Here is a 13,117-nt window from a genome sequence, read left to right on the forward strand (position 1 = left end):
CTGTCAGCCGGCCAGAGCGCGATTTTACCGGCGCTCTCAGGCCGGCGCCAGAGGCTGCCCACCATCATACGGAATCATGGCTCCGCTGCAGCCAACAGGGTGTGATAGTCGCTCAAGCTTCGTCTGGAATCTCCGCTTGTACCAGTTGCGCCAGCAGAGTCAGCGACTCCTGCCACCCCAGGTAGCAGGACTCTGCGGGAATCACATCGGGTACGCCCTCCTGGATGATAGTCAGCTCGGTACCGCAGGCGACGGCGCGCAGCTCTACCGTGTTGCGCATGGTGCCGGGCAGGTTGGGGTCGTCGAAATTGTCATCATTGACGATACGCTCGTTGGGTATCAGCTCAAGATAGGTCCCGCCAAAGCGGTGGCTGCTGCCAGTAGTGAAGTTGGTGAAGGACATACGATAGCGGCCACCCACGCGGGCGTCGTGCTCGTGCACCTTGCCGGTAAAGCCGTGCGGCGGCAGCCATTTAACCATGGCGTCGGGGTCAAGAAAGGCGCGGTAGACGCGCTCAGGTGGCGCCATCAGGACGCGGTGCAGACGTAGGGTGCTGGGCATGGGCTGCCTCCTCGTAGAACCTTGGTGACCACGCAAGACTGCAGTGGTGCTTACAGGTCGCTTGAACGCGGCGGCTTTCGACAAGACCCGGAAAAATGCATGGCCAGGCCGTCAGGCCGTACGCGGCGCGAACATGATGATCGCCATGCCCAGCAGTGCTATCGCTGAGCCCAGCAAATCCCAGCCGCTGGGACGAATTCCGTCAACCGCCCACAACCAGAGGATCGCGGTAAAGATATACACGCCACCGTAAGCAGCATAGACCCTGCCAGCCGCAGTGGGGTGCAGTGTCAGCAGCCAGGCAAAAAGCGCCAGACTGAGCGCAGCCGGCAGCAGCAGCCAGACCGTCTTGCCCTCGCGCAGCCAAAGATAAGGCAGGTAGCAGCCGATGATTTCCGCCAGTGCGGTCAGCAGAAACAGGCCCAGGGTTTTCAGTTCAGGCACAGCGACAACTCCAGAAAAACGGCGGCAGAAGCGCGTCATCATGCCCGATGATCTCTGCGCAGCTCAATCAGCCATATCACCACCAGGCGTCTTAGCCATCGTGCCCAGGATGATCAGAGGGTCTCTGGGGCCCAGCGATCGCCTGACGCACGCGCAGAAAACGCGCAAACCGCGGCAGCCCGGTAGAGGTAAGCCCGTTATAGCGATAGGTGACCCAACTGCCAATCGCCGGCGGACTGGCCCGCTGCGCATCGCTCAGACCGCTACCCAGACGAAAACGACGCCCGGCGGCGTCTGTTACCTCCAGCGCACCCACCAGCCCCTGGTACTTGCCCTTGCCCGGTGTATAGCCGGTCACCTGCGCTTCGGCATCATCATAGGCTTTGTATTTCAACAGCGCCGCGCTGCGGCCAGGCAGATAGCGGGCATCCTGATGATGCAGCATCAGCCCCTCCGCGCCAGCCGCCACCAGGCTGGCGAGACGCGCATCCAATTCATCGGCGCTGGCTACCCGAAACTGCGGAACCGGCTGCAGCGTTGCCAGCTTCAACGCAGACAATTGCCGCATTTCCGCCACCCGCTCGGTAAAGGAGCCACCCTGCTGCGGCAGGTCAAACACCATCATGCGCACCTGCCGCCAATGCGCCTCGTCAGGTTCGGCGCGACGCACTATGCCGCTGAGCTGATCAAAGGTGCCGCGCCCCAGCCACAGCTCGCCGTCCATGGCCGTGGTGGGCCAGCCGCGAGTGAACCAGGCGGGGGCTGCGATGGGGTATCCGCCGCGACTCCACAAGGTCTTGCCGTCCCAGTGGGCGCGCACGCCATCGAGCTTTTCACTGACCCAATACTGGCTAACCTCCGCTTCGCCGGCATACACGCTCGCCAGCATGGGTTGATGCGCAGAGCTCTGCGCCAGAGTGAGCGGCGAAACACCGCTCAGGAGTAAAACGATGAAAAAAACACGCAGGTGCAACATGCAACGTCCCTGTGGTTCCGCCGCAGATCAGCCAGTTGGCTACGCCACGCTCGAAAAAATTGCCGAATGAAAGGATCCCTGCATTGTTCACGCGATGCTCAGCCACACCAAAAACTGGCGGCCCGAACTGCTGCGCAGATCACTCTTGGCGGGATGATCTGTCACGCCCGGCCCGCAAACCAGAGTCAACACGCGCTTTGATCGAAGGTTTGCGTGCCGATTTGGCGGCGCCTGCGGCGGCCAACCCCAACAAGCGGCGAAAGGTAGGACATTCCATGTGGCTGGGCGCAGAGCAGATCGCCGCATGCCGCAGGCCATCGCGCATCGCTGCCAGTTTACGGACGGTAGCATCCAGCTCATCAGCCTTGTCCGCGAGCAACTGGCGATCTATCTGCGGCTGCCCATCAGTGCCCAGCATGCTCGCGATCTCATCCAGGGAGAAGCCAGCCGAGCGCCCTAACGCGATCAGTGCCAGACCCTCCAGCACATTGGCGTTGAACAGCCGGCGCAGGCCGCGTCTGCCCACCGAAGCAATCAATCCCTTTTCTTCGTAATAGCGCAACGTGGAGGCCGGCAAACCCGACCTTTTCGCGACCTCGGCAATATCCATCGCAGCCTCTTGACTTAAAGTTGACTTGAAGTTGTACGCTGCAATCACCGTCAAATCAAGTCACCCCGGAGAGCACCATGGACCACCTGTCAGCCACGCTGTTTTTAGGAGTAGGCGCTACTGCCGTAATGGACTGCTGGGGCTATATCCGCCAGCCGCTGCTGGGCGTCGCGCCGCCCAACTACGGCCTGGTCGGCCGCTGGGTCGCGCACATGTTCCGCGGCCGTATTCGGCACGATGCTATTGGTGGTGCGGCACCGGTACGCGGCGAATCCCTGCTTGGCTGGGCAGTGCACTACCTGACCGGCATCGCCTTCGCAGCGCTGTTGATCGGCCTCTGCGGTGCGAGCTGGCTGGCGCAACCCACCCTGGGCCCGGCATTGGGAGTGGGTCTGGCCACGGTCGCGGCACCGTTTTTATTGATGCAACCCGCAATGGGTGCCGGCATTGCCGCCAGCCGCACGCCGCGCCCCAACGCCGCCCGACTGCAGAGTTTGATAACCCATGCCGTGTTCGGTTTGGGTCTATACCTCGCCGCCACGGTGGCGCAATTGTTTCAACTGATCTGAACACCTACAGCAGCACACGCTGATTTCAACCACCGCACCATTCAGGAAAATCAAGAATGCGTATTCCGGCCCGTTTTGCCCCCCTACTATTCAGCGCACTACTCTCGGTCATCATGGTGGCCATCGTCTCCGCCTTTGTGCTCGTCAGCTCCCAGGGGCTGCACTCCGGCTTCCTCGCGCAATGGCTGAAAAGCTGCCTGACCACCTGGCCCATCGCCTTTCCAACCGTCGCCATAGTGGCGCCCTGGGTACGGGGAATAGTCGGCAGGGTAACCGCCTGAGGATTGAGCTGCCGCGCAGACCGTCGCCCAGATTCGCTGCTCACAGCGCTGTACGCGGGCCAAAAACCATATGAACAGCTCCCAAGGCAAACTCCTCTGGTATGGCGCTGCCTAGCCTGCTGCGTGGATATCCGCTGACGTTCAGGCGCGGTTCAACTGCTCACATCAGAGCAGTGAACCGGTGATTCTCAGCAACGTCTTCTGATCTTCATGGCTAACAGACCCAAGCAGGGCTTGCGCGGTCTGATCAAAGGTTGCCAGGGCATCCCTGAATATTCGTTCGCCGGCAGCTGTCAGCGTGACCAGGCTCACCCGCGCATCGCGCGCCGACTCTTCTTTGCTGATCAAGCCGATTTTTTGCAAAGGGCTCAGCAAGCGGGTCACCCCCGAGGCACTCAAACCCACCTGCTGTGCCAGATCGACCCGACGTAATCGTTTGTCTGGCGCGTGCGCCAGCTGCTGCAACACCAGATAATCGGTAAGGCTGATGCCGTGGCAGGACAATGGCCCGGCCAGTCGCTTCTGAATCTTGCTGTGCAAGGTAACCAGCTCTATCAGGAGGTGGCTCTGAGAAGAAGACATGAAAAATATCCATTGAGCAATGTTTGAGGGCGCAACTATATTTCGCAAATACTTGCGCAGTCAAGCACAACACAACTTAAATACTTTCGCGCCGTCCAGGCAGCTGGCGCTAGCGCAACACCTCGATCTGCACATTGAGCAGGCCCGCAGATAGGCTGCCGATGCGGCTGAAGGCGGTTTTCGACAGATCAATCACGCGGCCGCGCACGAAGGGCCCACGGTCGTTGATGCGCACCACCACGCTTTTGCCGTTGGCGGTATTGGTGACCTTGACCATGGAGCCAAACGGCAGTTTCTTGTGGGCGGCGGTGGGCAGATCGTGCCGGTACGGTTCGCCGCTGGCGGTGCGCATATTCTGATGTTTATCGGCATAAAATGACGCCTGCCCGGACTCCTTGTAGCCGGCCCAGTCACCCGCCGCGCCAGGCTGGACACTACTGCAACCGGACAGCACCAAGTACAAAACGAGCATTATGTATTTCAAATCAAGCCTTCGCTTTTAATGGTTCGCTGGCACCAGACCAGCAGGTTAAACGAGACCGGCAGACTTTCAGGCCGCCAGTGCCTTGCGCCCGCCGCCGAGCGAGCATAAGGCTCGAGCGCCCTCCTCCACCTCCCGCGTCACCCTGGGCCAAGGTCAAACGCAGTCTAACCACAACGGCTATAAGCGCACCACCGCAGGCCGGGATAAACCCGGCCGGCCCAGGCAACCCGGTTTGGCGTTATCCTGCTGGGGGGATAGCTGAGCGAAGCATCTGCCCTGCTCTACTTCGACTCTTCCAAGGCTTCAAGCCACTGGCTCGCCAAAACCCACAAAGCTCGCCACCTCGCTGACCGGGCGACGCTTGGACACCACGGCATTGGCCGGAAAATCTTCATCCGGGTAACCCATGGCCACGCAGATCATCACCACCTGATCGTCCGGAATCTGCGCATGTTCACGCACGACCGATGAGTGCATGATGCCCTGGCTGTTGACTACGCAGCCCAGGCCGCGAGACCAGGCCGCGTTAACCAGCGCGTTGACCAGGGCGCCACAATCGAACTGGGCGATATCGCCTTCGCGTAGCACCTTGTCGTAAGTCACCACGATGGATACCGGCGCATCAAACTGGCGGAAGCCGCGCAAAACCCAATCCTGGCGTTTGGCCTTGTCATCACGGGCGATGCCCATGGCCTCGAAGAGCTGCACGGCAATCTCGATCTGCCGCTGGCGATGTCCGCCCTCGTAGCTGCCAATGCCGCGGCTTTCCTTCGCCGGGGGCACGCCGTTGAGCATGCGCTCGGTATTCTCGGCGCGAATGCGGTCCAGAGGCTCGCCAGTCAGCACATGCAAATGCCACGGCTGCGTGTTCATTGACGATGGCGCGCGTGTGGCCAGGGAAATGACTTCTTCAAGCACGTCACGCGGCACAGCGCGCTGTTCAAAGGCACGAATACTGCGACGGCCAAGCACAACATCGTCGTAATTCATTGCTGGTCTCCTGGTGAGAATGGGGCGCTACGGTCGCAAGCCGCGACCAGCGCCAGGGAGCCAGACGTTAGCATATCCACGCCGTCGCTCAGCGTGGCAGGTGCTTTGAGTATGCACGCTTATCAATGCGCTCTATGACCGCACAAGCGCGGTGAGCGGCGCTGGTCTAGAACAGAAGCGCCAGGCCGCCGATGATCAGCGCAAATAGAACGGACAGGCCGATCAGCATGTTCCAGGGAAAGGAAGCGGGCGGTGGCTCAGGGTTCAACTGTTTGTCCAGATAGCCTTTCAACAGCCGGGTATTCCGGGTGTTGGCCTTGTATATGGCGTCAAAGGCATCGCCCACCACCGGCACCAGGCCGCCGACAAAGTCGATGGCCACATCACGCAGCATTTGCCGTTTCAGAGCCTTGTCAGCACCAGCGCGCTGCGCCTCCAGCAGCACATAACCCGACATTGCCAAGCCCGCCAGATCACCAACCACCGGCACCAGCCCCACAATCGCCTCGGTACCTATGCGAAAACGCGTAAAAGGGATGCCAATGTTGCTGTCGGTAAAACGGCTGAACCTTTCCAGCCGGGCGAGTATGGCTCGCTGCCGGGCCTCCGTTGTTGCTTGCGTCATGACATCTCCAGAGTTCTAAAGGCGTCAGAAAGCGGCCCTCATGATCTGTAGCAGAGTAGCAACGGCGTGCATAAGTTCAGCAGCGGATCGTTTTCCACTGGCCGTTTGACAGCCATCAGAGCTGAAACTAGCCTCATTTGTAGCCAGATTCAGGTTCTGATCCAACAATAACAAGTAAAGGTAAAGTCGATGATACGCATGAAGTTGATTAGTGCCTCACTGGGCAAGACCCTGCTCCTGCCGCTATTTCTGCTGACTACCCTCGGTCTGTCTGGCTGCAATGACGACTCCGACTCCGATGACCCTGAAGAGTCTGCCGACCTGCCAGGGGAAGTAATACGCCCCCTCATCTTCGTGCACGGCACCGCCGGCAGCGCCTCGCAGTACATGACCCAAGCGATGCGGTTCGACAGCCATGGTTATGACGCCGACAATATTTCTGCCTTTGAATACAGCACCAACGGCATTGGACCTATCACGGTTGCCGCCACGGGTGGGCTCAATGCAGCGCTGGATGCCCACGTGGACGCCGAGCTGGCCAGGCTGGGCGCCGAGCAGGTGAACCTGGCCTGCCATTCGTTGGGCGCCAGAGTCTGTGCCCAGTATCTGAGTGACCCCATGCGCGCCGATAAAGTAAACGGCTACGTCGCGCTGGATGGCGGCGGCAGCACCGAGTCGCCACCCTGCCCCGGCGACGTACCCTGCCTGGGGATTTTCGTGAACGAGGCAATAACCCTGGGCGACAACAACCTTCATCTGCCCGACGAAACCCATGTGCAAGCCGCCACCTCGGCTGCCTCCTTTGCCGGGCAATTCGAGTTCTTTACCGGAGTGGAACCCGCCAGCACGGATATCAGCACCGAAGACGGCACCATTGAGGTGTCCGGGCGCGCGGTCTACTTCCCGGCCAATGAAGGCGCCGACGGCACCAGCTTGCAGGTATGGGAGATTGACTCCGCCACCGGTGAGCGCCAGGCGGACGATCCGCTCGCTACCTTTGCCATCGCTGCTGATGGCAGCTGGGGACCGGCAGATCTGCAGACAGGTGAGCACTACGAGTTTGAATTGCTGCGCCCCGGCCGCGCCACGCATCATTTCTATCGCCAACCTTTCCTGCGCAGCTCGGGCTTGGTGCGCTTCAACACCTCACCTGCGGGCTCTGCTATTGAAATCAATACCAATTCCAGCCCGGACCATGCCTCACTGGTTATCAGCCGCGACCTGGAATGGATGGTGGACAATGGCGCTGAGATCGACCTGCTGGAAATAGCCACGGTCAGCGGCCTGTGGCCTGATCAGCCCTCGGTCAACATCCTGAGCGCGGCGATGGGGCCCGGCAATATCGGCATCCACGTACACGACGATGCCGCCACCCCGGCGATCACCAGCGGCGATCTGCTGCCCTACTTCCCGGATCAACTCTTCCAGACCGGCGTAGACGTGTACATGCCGGCCACTTCGCCACCGGACGGACATATCAGCATTGTCAGCACGCAACGCGGTGATGCCAGCAACCTGCAAACTCTGAACGTGCCCAATTGGGCCTCATCCGACCACCGCATATCTCTGATATTAAACGACTTTTTGCAAGACTGAGATACAATTGAGCCCCGCTAGCGGGGCTCAATTGTATGCGTCTCAGCAGCGTCATCTCACTCCCTATCGCCTTTTACCAGAATGCTTGCGCTGCACCTGAAGCGTTTCGAGTCTTTCTTGCTCCCCTACCAGGTACGTTTGCGCCTCTGCGCCATCAACTGCAAGACTCCAGCAACGTTCCCGACCCTAGCCGAAAAAACAGGCGTTCTCATCCGCGTTGACCAGCGCAAAAAACGCGTCGACGGATTTCACTTCTGGCTGTGGTTCGTATGAATGCCATTCGAGATCGCTGGGCATCCAGTAAACTCGCCAACGCTGAGTCTCATTCACATACTCGGCCTTGGCCGTCGGCGACTCCACGGCTTTGGACAGATCGCTGTGGTGAGGACGAAGCTCGACTATCTCGACGCTTTGCTCGTTGATGCGCACTTGCAGGTCCACCTGGTGACGAATGCCCGCAGGTGGCCTGCGCGCCTCAAGGAATGCCGCAGCCGCGCGCTCGATTTGTTTTACTGCCAACTCACTAAATGCCATAGCCTTTCCCTGTTCTAGCCCGGAGAGTGCAGCCTTACCGGGTGGTGAATCGCCGGCAACGCAAGGCTGGTCGCAAAGCGCTGCCACAGGTTGTGCAATGGGGCGATTAGTTACTCCCCGTCGCTATCAGAGCGTTCGACCCTCTTCAGTACGCTGCCGTTCCTCGGTCAGCCCGGCAAACGCAAAAGGTGCCCGCGCTGACCTGACAGCACTGGGCTTGCCAGCGCCCTTCAGGCCAGCCTCAGTCAAGGGAGGTGTCGACGCCAGGCATGGCCTGATCACCGGCGGCCGCAGCTTTGTGGCGCCACAAAAAGATGGCCCACCCCCACACCGCCAGTTCGAGGGCAAAAGACCAATGCAAGAAAAAGTTAAGCCACCAGGGGGTATAAACGGCTTGCACGGTGAACAGTACGAAGGGTTGATCTATCCAGGGTGCAAACCACCAGACATCGCCCACAATCGAGTCGAGCAGCATGTGAAGACAGCCGTTGACGGCGAAGATAAGCGCCAGCGCCGCTCCAGCCCTCACGCGCGCCAAGCTGAACCAGAGGCTGGCAGCGCTGAGCAAGCTGAACCATATCACCGGATAGTGCGGCCAGTAGGTGTGATGGTGATGTTGCCGATTATCGACCAGATAAAAGTAGAACATGTCCAGATCAGGCGCGATGGCCCCGAGCATACCCGCCAGCATGAAATACCTTGCCGTCACGCCCGTACTGGCAAAGCGCGGTAACAGCAGCCGTGCGACTACATAGCCTGCAGGCAGGTGACCGATAAACATAAGCACTCCGTTGCGATAATCACCTGACATACCAGGCGAAGTAGAAGGTGAACCAACTGATCAAACTGGCGGATTGGCAGCCGTGCTACTGCTGGAATAACTGCGGGCGCCCAGTCGCTACCCTTCCGGCTGCTCCAGCTCCTGTATCACGTATGCCGCCTCTTCCAGCTTCTCGTTGAAAACCTGCTGCGCATCAAAAATGCCACGATTGTAGAAGCTGGGGCCCAGCTCTTTGGCAAAAAAGTCGATGAGAAATTCGGCGTCAAAACCGCCAATGTCCTGCTGCAGCTCGTCCTGAAAGTAGGCCTTGACCTTGCCTACCATCCGCTCCTTCTGCTCCTTGGAAAACTCGATGTCTTTCATACCCTGCCCTGCCGGTTAATACTGCAAAGAAAATAGTGAATTAAAGCGTAACCCCCCGCCAGGCAGATGCCTGCCGCAAACTGCCGACGCGGTTTGCAAAATGCTCTGAATCCCGCGCAGCGGTAAGATATGAAGCAAGCTGAGACGATACTCGGGATTAGTCTAGGCTCCGTTTCATCTCGAGCACCGAGCCCTGAAAGCCAAATTTTTCGTAGGCTCGCACCGCAGAGATATTGTCTGCATACACATCCAGATAGAAGTCGGCAATTCCCTGCCGCTCACCCCATCGCACCAGATCCTGCAGAATCAGCCTGTTCACCCCAAGCCCGCGGCACTGCTCTGCCACATACATGAACCCCAGATAGCCGTGGCGCTCATGCTTCAATGAGGCCTTCGATTGGCGAATCTGCAAGTAACCGGTGGCAACTATTGCGCCTGCAATCTCCCCAACTACCAACCTGCTGTCCGGGCTCAGGATAAGAGCTTCTATATCGTAGTAATAGGCATCGCGCTCTTTCAAAGCAGGGTTGAAGGGCCGCTCCGCCGCGATGACTTTCTGTTCAAAGGCCAGGAGTGCGGCATGTTCCTCGCGTCTGGCCTCCCGCAATATCAGACCCTGCAGATTCATCAGTTCTCCCATCAGGCGACGCCAGCGTCTACTGGTGTTGTGCTCATGACAATGCTTTCATTTCTCGCTGTCAAACCAGACACACACCAGCCCAGGCATAAGGCCGCGCAACTCGGCAAACGCAGCGGGCGGTGCAAGCCGGCCACATGCGATCCGCCTGGTTGCCTGCCCGCAAACGAAACTAGCTTAGCGCTCACCCACGTGGTCGACGGTGGCAAAAGCAAGAACCTCGCCGCTGGCAGAGCCCAACATATACGACTCGGACCATGAAGAGACTGACGCGCCTGCGCCATCCAACAGGTCCCAGGTTACCGAGGCGAGCAGGCACTCAGAACCAACCTGGTGGATAGTCAGCTTCGAGTAGCGACACGTACGGCAGCCCTGCGAGCGATACCCGTCCAGGTACGACTGAAAATACGCTGCCACTTGAGCGCGAGAGTCAAAAACGCGGCAGGCTTCACCCGGCCCTTTCGCCATGAAGGGCAGGCTGAATTTTGCCGCCACCCGCTCACCATCGAAGCTCGCAAAGGCGGCGACGAAATCATCAAAGTAGGCCTCAACGGCAGCTTGGTATCCTTCAAACATCCATATGCGCCCCTCGGGTTGACTTACGGGATGTTCAGGCCGCGCTTTTCTTCAGCACCCAGCCTAGCGACAAGACATAACGGCTACCCCCAACCACTCGTGTAACGCTGTGCTCGCAGGCATCAGGTCTGAACAGCTTGATGCGCCTGGTGGCGAACAGCGGCGTTGCGCAGACAAACTCACCGCCCGCATGAGAAGCCTTGAGCACGATATTCAGCCTGTAATGGCGGCCCACCGCGACCGGATCGGTGTGTGGCGGAATTTCAGCGCCTTCTGGATAGCGAATCAGATAGCTATCAAATCGAACGGGCCAGGAGGCGGTAAGTAACAACATCTTGTCGTAACCAGTGCCCTGACGACCCTTCTGCCAGCGGAACGCAGTCGTAAGGTATTGTCGGGTCGAATAGAACCATCGCATAGCCGTTGCCTAATCTATTGCCAAAAGAGAGTTAAGTTTCTAGCCCCGCTTGCCGGAGATGTTCAGACAGCAGCGGACGGCCTTGCCTGGGCTATACCCTCTCTAGGCTAAAAGTGACACCCCGTTTTGAAGAAGATCACAAAACCAGTATGGCTATGCCGATGATAATCACGCCTAGCAGAACGGAGCGAATGCCGTTCGGCGTAAGAAACCCGAACAGCTTAAGCTTGCGCGCCGAAAACACCTGACCGCACTGGGGGCAACGGACCATGACCGCCACATCTGAAAGGGTAAAAACATTAAAACCGATGGGCACGCCACCAGACACAAGCGCCTTGCGTGCTATGAACTGCGCGGAGCAATTAGGGCAAACCTCTGATTCTTGCATTGAGTGCCTCGCATAGAGCCCGGCGGACTCCAGGCTCTGGCGCAGAAGCGCTACTCAGATCTGGCTTCCTTGGAATTTTTTACTTTCTGGCCGTAACGCAGGCCATATAGACGATCTGCTGTGTGCGCCTCGTAGCCGCAAACTGTGACTCCGAGAATTCGGCTTCCGCTGCCGGCTGAAAAGAATAGTTCATTCAGGGCTTCAGCCTTGCTCATGACATCCTCACCGGACACGGCCTGAACCGAGCCATTATCAAGTTCCTCAGCTCTACGTCGAGCCTCAAGCAACCAATAGGACCTGAGCTCTTGGTCTGACGGAGACTCAAGATTCAGCACCAATCGCTGGAGCAACTGGGCTCGCTCCGCTTGGGGAAGATGGAGCGCCTCGGCTCCAATTTTCTGGAGATTCATGGAAGAAACCTCTCGTCCACGTATCGGTCAATTCTGGCACGGAAGGGCGCCTGGTGCCACGAGTCAGCTTTCTCGTTTTAACGCGAAGCTTTGCGGCCAGTTTAGAACCACGCAGCGAGGGAAAATTTTTCCGGCAACAGGCTGGTTAAATTGCTACCGTTCACCCTCCAGCTCATGCCATACCCTTAAAATGATGATGGCACTCGCGTGTACTGAATAGCGGACAACATACTTGCCAAAAACCATGTCGCGGATGGAATCAGGTACCGGCGCCAATTCAACCGGTGCTCCCATTCTGGGGAAGTCTGGTAGTAATTCGATTTTGCCAACCAGTTCTACGGCGATCCTGCCTGCCGCAGGAGGATTGTGAACTGCGATAAACTCCCTGAGGCGCTTCAAATCTTTAATTGCTTCGTCCGTGTAAACCAATTTCACTTACCAGACCTCGGCGCATCCTGCTCGTTTTCGGTTCCCCAACTATTGAGCCAATCATGGACCTGGCTAGCATCAACTACCTTTCCTTGGACGGCCGACTCCATTGCCTCCAGCGTTTGCTGCCAACGTTCCTGCTCACGCTGTTGCTTTTCAATGTATTCCGATAGTGCCTGGTTGATCACCCAGCCTTTGCTCCGGTGGAGCCTGCCGGCGATTGCTTCTAGGTGTTGTTCAACTTCTGCCTGAAGACGAACGGTAGTGACGCTCATGACTGTACCTCCAATGCGGGTGACTACATTGCATTACATCATGGTCGATGAGGGTCTGCAAAAAAATCTAACGAGGCTGTAGAAAAACCCCTTTCGGGTTCATCCCGCAGCCATTTCCGTGTTTATGTCTGGCCTCGGATCTTCAGGGCCGTGTTTGCTCAATTACTAATCGGTAGATACCGCTTTCGCTTTAATAGCGCTCTGGCTGGCTAGTCACTGCGTGGCCATCAGCCACATTGTCCATAGTTCGCCAGCTTCTCTAGGTTGTGCACCAAACAATACAACTGCCATTGGCCCTGGACCTTTCTGCGGCCACGCAAGCTGAACCGATTCAGACGTTTGTTGGTGCCGATATTGCCAAACACTGGCTCCACCACCGACATCCTGTGGCTATAAATCGCTTTGCCCTCGGGGCTGTCCACACGGTGCTTCATCCAGTCGGTGTAGCTGGGGGGCCGGCTGGCTTCGAGCTGGAATGATACTTGTCGTCCTGCGCCCTTGCGGTGCTCTGCTGACTGCGGGTTGTGCATACAGGCTTCGCGCTTGGAGCAGTTGCGGCATTGCAGCAGTCGGCCTTCGAAATAGGC

22 protein-coding genes are annotated in these 13,117 nt (G+C 58.4%); 3 read left to right on the plus strand and 19 right to left on the minus strand.

Annotation, left to right across the window (positions count from 1 at the left end):
• Positions 1-112: 112 nt before the first annotated feature.
• From V7756_RS08100 to V7756_RS08115, 4 genes are all read right to left on the minus strand, one after another.
• Entirely contained in the window at positions 113-562 is a 450-nt protein-coding gene (locus tag V7756_RS08100) for an SRPBCC family protein (RefSeq protein ID WP_335609645.1), read from the minus strand.
• A 111-nt stretch (positions 563-673) separates the two neighbouring features.
• Complete coding sequence (locus V7756_RS08105; protein WP_335609646.1) at positions 674-1,006, minus strand: YnfA family protein; 333 nt, start codon at positions 1,004-1,006, stop codon at positions 674-676.
• Positions 1,007-1,097: 91 nt separating this feature from the next.
• Positions 1,098-1,982, minus strand: a complete 885-nt coding sequence (locus V7756_RS08110; RefSeq protein WP_335609647.1) for a DNA ligase — start codon at positions 1,980-1,982, stop codon at positions 1,098-1,100.
• Positions 1,983-2,121: 139 nt separating this feature from the next.
• Positions 2,122-2,592 (minus strand): helix-turn-helix domain-containing protein, encoded by a 471-nt coding sequence (locus V7756_RS08115; RefSeq protein WP_335609648.1) that lies wholly within the window; start codon positions 2,590-2,592, stop codon positions 2,122-2,124.
• Positions 2,593-2,669: 77 nt separating this feature from the next.
• Between V7756_RS08115 and V7756_RS08120 the strand changes: the two genes are divergently transcribed.
• Positions 2,670-3,161, plus strand: a complete 492-nt coding sequence (locus tag V7756_RS08120; protein WP_335609649.1) for a DUF2938 domain-containing protein — start codon at positions 2,670-2,672, stop codon at positions 3,159-3,161.
• Between the two features lie 56 nt (positions 3,162-3,217).
• The gene (locus tag V7756_RS08125; protein WP_335609650.1) at positions 3,218-3,442 is read left to right on the plus strand and encodes a DUF2798 domain-containing protein; all 225 of its coding nucleotides are present in this window, start codon (positions 3,218-3,220) and stop codon (positions 3,440-3,442) included.
• Between the two features lie 165 nt (positions 3,443-3,607).
• Here the strand turns inward: V7756_RS08125 and V7756_RS08130 are convergent, their stop codons facing one another.
• From V7756_RS08130 to V7756_RS08145, 4 genes are all read right to left on the minus strand, one after another.
• Positions 3,608-4,024: a MarR family winged helix-turn-helix transcriptional regulator gene (locus V7756_RS08130; protein ID WP_335609651.1), complete on the minus strand. Its 417-nt coding sequence runs from the start codon at positions 4,022-4,024 to the stop codon at positions 3,608-3,610.
• A gap of 109 nt (positions 4,025-4,133) precedes the next feature.
• The gene (locus V7756_RS08135; protein ID WP_442908974.1) at positions 4,134-4,496 is read right to left on the minus strand and encodes a septal ring lytic transglycosylase RlpA family protein; all 363 of its coding nucleotides are present in this window, start codon (positions 4,494-4,496) and stop codon (positions 4,134-4,136) included.
• 315 nt (positions 4,497-4,811) lie between these two features.
• Positions 4,812-5,498: a nitroreductase gene (locus tag V7756_RS08140; RefSeq protein ID WP_335609653.1), complete on the minus strand. Its 687-nt coding sequence runs from the start codon at positions 5,496-5,498 to the stop codon at positions 4,812-4,814.
• Between the two features lie 166 nt (positions 5,499-5,664).
• Complete coding sequence (locus tag V7756_RS08145; protein WP_335609654.1) at positions 5,665-6,123, minus strand: DUF4112 domain-containing protein; 459 nt, start codon at positions 6,121-6,123, stop codon at positions 5,665-5,667.
• A 198-nt stretch (positions 6,124-6,321) separates the two neighbouring features.
• Between V7756_RS08145 and V7756_RS08150 the strand changes: the two genes are divergently transcribed.
• Positions 6,322-7,719, plus strand: coding sequence for an alpha/beta fold hydrolase (locus tag V7756_RS08150; protein ID WP_335609655.1), 1,398 nt, complete (start codon positions 6,322-6,324; stop codon positions 7,717-7,719).
• 186 nt (positions 7,720-7,905) lie between these two features.
• Here V7756_RS08150 and V7756_RS08155 read toward each other — a convergent pair whose 3' ends face one another.
• The 11 genes from V7756_RS08155 to V7756_RS08205 all read right to left on the minus strand — a co-directional run.
• Positions 7,906-8,253: a DUF3024 domain-containing protein gene (locus V7756_RS08155; RefSeq protein WP_335609656.1), complete on the minus strand. Its 348-nt coding sequence runs from the start codon at positions 8,251-8,253 to the stop codon at positions 7,906-7,908.
• A 241-nt stretch (positions 8,254-8,494) separates the two neighbouring features.
• The gene (locus V7756_RS08160; protein WP_335609657.1) at positions 8,495-9,034 is read right to left on the minus strand and encodes a metal-dependent hydrolase; all 540 of its coding nucleotides are present in this window, start codon (positions 9,032-9,034) and stop codon (positions 8,495-8,497) included.
• 117 nt (positions 9,035-9,151) lie between these two features.
• Positions 9,152-9,397, minus strand: coding sequence for a DUF2164 domain-containing protein (locus tag V7756_RS08165; RefSeq protein ID WP_335609658.1), 246 nt, complete (start codon positions 9,395-9,397; stop codon positions 9,152-9,154).
• Between the two features lie 157 nt (positions 9,398-9,554).
• Positions 9,555-10,037, minus strand: coding sequence for a GNAT family N-acetyltransferase (locus tag V7756_RS08170; protein ID WP_335609659.1), 483 nt, complete (start codon positions 10,035-10,037; stop codon positions 9,555-9,557).
• Between the two features lie 174 nt (positions 10,038-10,211).
• Complete coding sequence (locus V7756_RS08175) at positions 10,212-10,610, minus strand: hypothetical protein (RefSeq protein WP_335609660.1); 399 nt, start codon at positions 10,608-10,610, stop codon at positions 10,212-10,214.
• A 34-nt stretch (positions 10,611-10,644) separates the two neighbouring features.
• The gene (locus V7756_RS08180; RefSeq protein WP_335609661.1) at positions 10,645-11,028 is read right to left on the minus strand and encodes a 2OG-Fe(II) oxygenase; all 384 of its coding nucleotides are present in this window, start codon (positions 11,026-11,028) and stop codon (positions 10,645-10,647) included.
• 136 nt (positions 11,029-11,164) lie between these two features.
• Positions 11,165-11,416, minus strand: a complete 252-nt coding sequence (locus tag V7756_RS08185) for a hypothetical protein (protein WP_335609662.1) — start codon at positions 11,414-11,416, stop codon at positions 11,165-11,167.
• Between the two features lie 50 nt (positions 11,417-11,466).
• Entirely contained in the window at positions 11,467-11,826 is a 360-nt protein-coding gene (locus tag V7756_RS08190; protein WP_335609663.1) for an addiction module protein, read from the minus strand.
• A gap of 153 nt (positions 11,827-11,979) precedes the next feature.
• Positions 11,980-12,261, minus strand: coding sequence for a type II toxin-antitoxin system RelE/ParE family toxin (locus tag V7756_RS08195; protein WP_335609664.1), 282 nt, complete (start codon positions 12,259-12,261; stop codon positions 11,980-11,982).
• On the minus strand, positions 12,258-12,530 hold the full coding sequence (locus tag V7756_RS08200) for a CopG family ribbon-helix-helix protein (protein ID WP_335609665.1): 273 nt from the start codon (positions 12,528-12,530) through the stop codon (positions 12,258-12,260). The genes V7756_RS08195 and V7756_RS08200 overlap by 4 nt, the downstream gene beginning before the upstream one ends.
• Before the next feature lie 227 nt (positions 12,531-12,757).
• Positions 12,758-13,117: transposase (locus tag V7756_RS08205; protein ID WP_335609666.1), on the minus strand; the 360-nt coding region annotated here is incomplete at its 5' end.

The organism is Halopseudomonas sp., assembly GCF_036961105.1.
Taxonomy (GTDB): domain Bacteria; phylum Pseudomonadota; class Gammaproteobacteria; order Pseudomonadales; family Pseudomonadaceae; genus Halopseudomonas.

Coding starts and splice junctions, on each gene's coding strand:
- V7756_RS08110 (WP_335609647.1), bottom strand. CDS start 1,982: ATGTTGCACCTGCGTGTTTTTTTCATCGTTTTACTCCTGAGCGGTGTT.
- V7756_RS08170 (WP_335609659.1), bottom strand. CDS start 10,037: ATGGGAGAACTGATGAATCTGCAGGGTCTGATATTGCGGGAGGCCAGA.
- V7756_RS08140 (WP_335609653.1), bottom strand. CDS start 5,498: ATGAATTACGACGATGTTGTGCTTGGCCGTCGCAGTATTCGTGCCTTT.
- V7756_RS08160 (WP_335609657.1), bottom strand. CDS start 9,034: ATGTTTATCGGTCACCTGCCTGCAGGCTATGTAGTCGCACGGCTGCTG.
- V7756_RS08135 (WP_442908974.1), bottom strand. CDS start 4,496: ATGCTCGTTTTGTACTTGGTGCTGTCCGGTTGCAGTAGTGTCCAGCCT.
- V7756_RS08185 (WP_335609662.1), bottom strand. CDS start 11,416: ATGCAAGAATCAGAGGTTTGCCCTAATTGCTCCGCGCAGTTCATAGCA.
- V7756_RS08125 (WP_335609650.1), top strand. CDS start 3,218: ATGCGTATTCCGGCCCGTTTTGCCCCCCTACTATTCAGCGCACTACTC.
- V7756_RS08165 (WP_335609658.1), bottom strand. CDS start 9,397: ATGAAAGACATCGAGTTTTCCAAGGAGCAGAAGGAGCGGATGGTAGGC.
- V7756_RS08180 (WP_335609661.1), bottom strand. CDS start 11,028: ATGCGATGGTTCTATTCGACCCGACAATACCTTACGACTGCGTTCCGC.
- V7756_RS08115 (WP_335609648.1), bottom strand. CDS start 2,592: ATGGATATTGCCGAGGTCGCGAAAAGGTCGGGTTTGCCGGCCTCCACG.
- V7756_RS08100 (WP_335609645.1), bottom strand. CDS start 562: ATGCCCAGCACCCTACGTCTGCACCGCGTCCTGATGGCGCCACCTGAG.
- V7756_RS08145 (WP_335609654.1), bottom strand. CDS start 6,123: ATGACGCAAGCAACAACGGAGGCCCGGCAGCGAGCCATACTCGCCCGG.
- V7756_RS08190 (WP_335609663.1), bottom strand. CDS start 11,826: ATGAATCTCCAGAAAATTGGAGCCGAGGCGCTCCATCTTCCCCAAGCG.
- V7756_RS08150 (WP_335609655.1), top strand. CDS start 6,322: ATGAAGTTGATTAGTGCCTCACTGGGCAAGACCCTGCTCCTGCCGCTA.
- V7756_RS08155 (WP_335609656.1), bottom strand. CDS start 8,253: ATGGCATTTAGTGAGTTGGCAGTAAAACAAATCGAGCGCGCGGCTGCG.
- V7756_RS08120 (WP_335609649.1), top strand. CDS start 2,670: ATGGACCACCTGTCAGCCACGCTGTTTTTAGGAGTAGGCGCTACTGCC.
- V7756_RS08175 (WP_335609660.1), bottom strand. CDS start 10,610: ATGTTTGAAGGATACCAAGCTGCCGTTGAGGCCTACTTTGATGATTTC.
- V7756_RS08200 (WP_335609665.1), bottom strand. CDS start 12,530: ATGAGCGTCACTACCGTTCGTCTTCAGGCAGAAGTTGAACAACACCTA.
- V7756_RS08130 (WP_335609651.1), bottom strand. CDS start 4,024: ATGTCTTCTTCTCAGAGCCACCTCCTGATAGAGCTGGTTACCTTGCAC.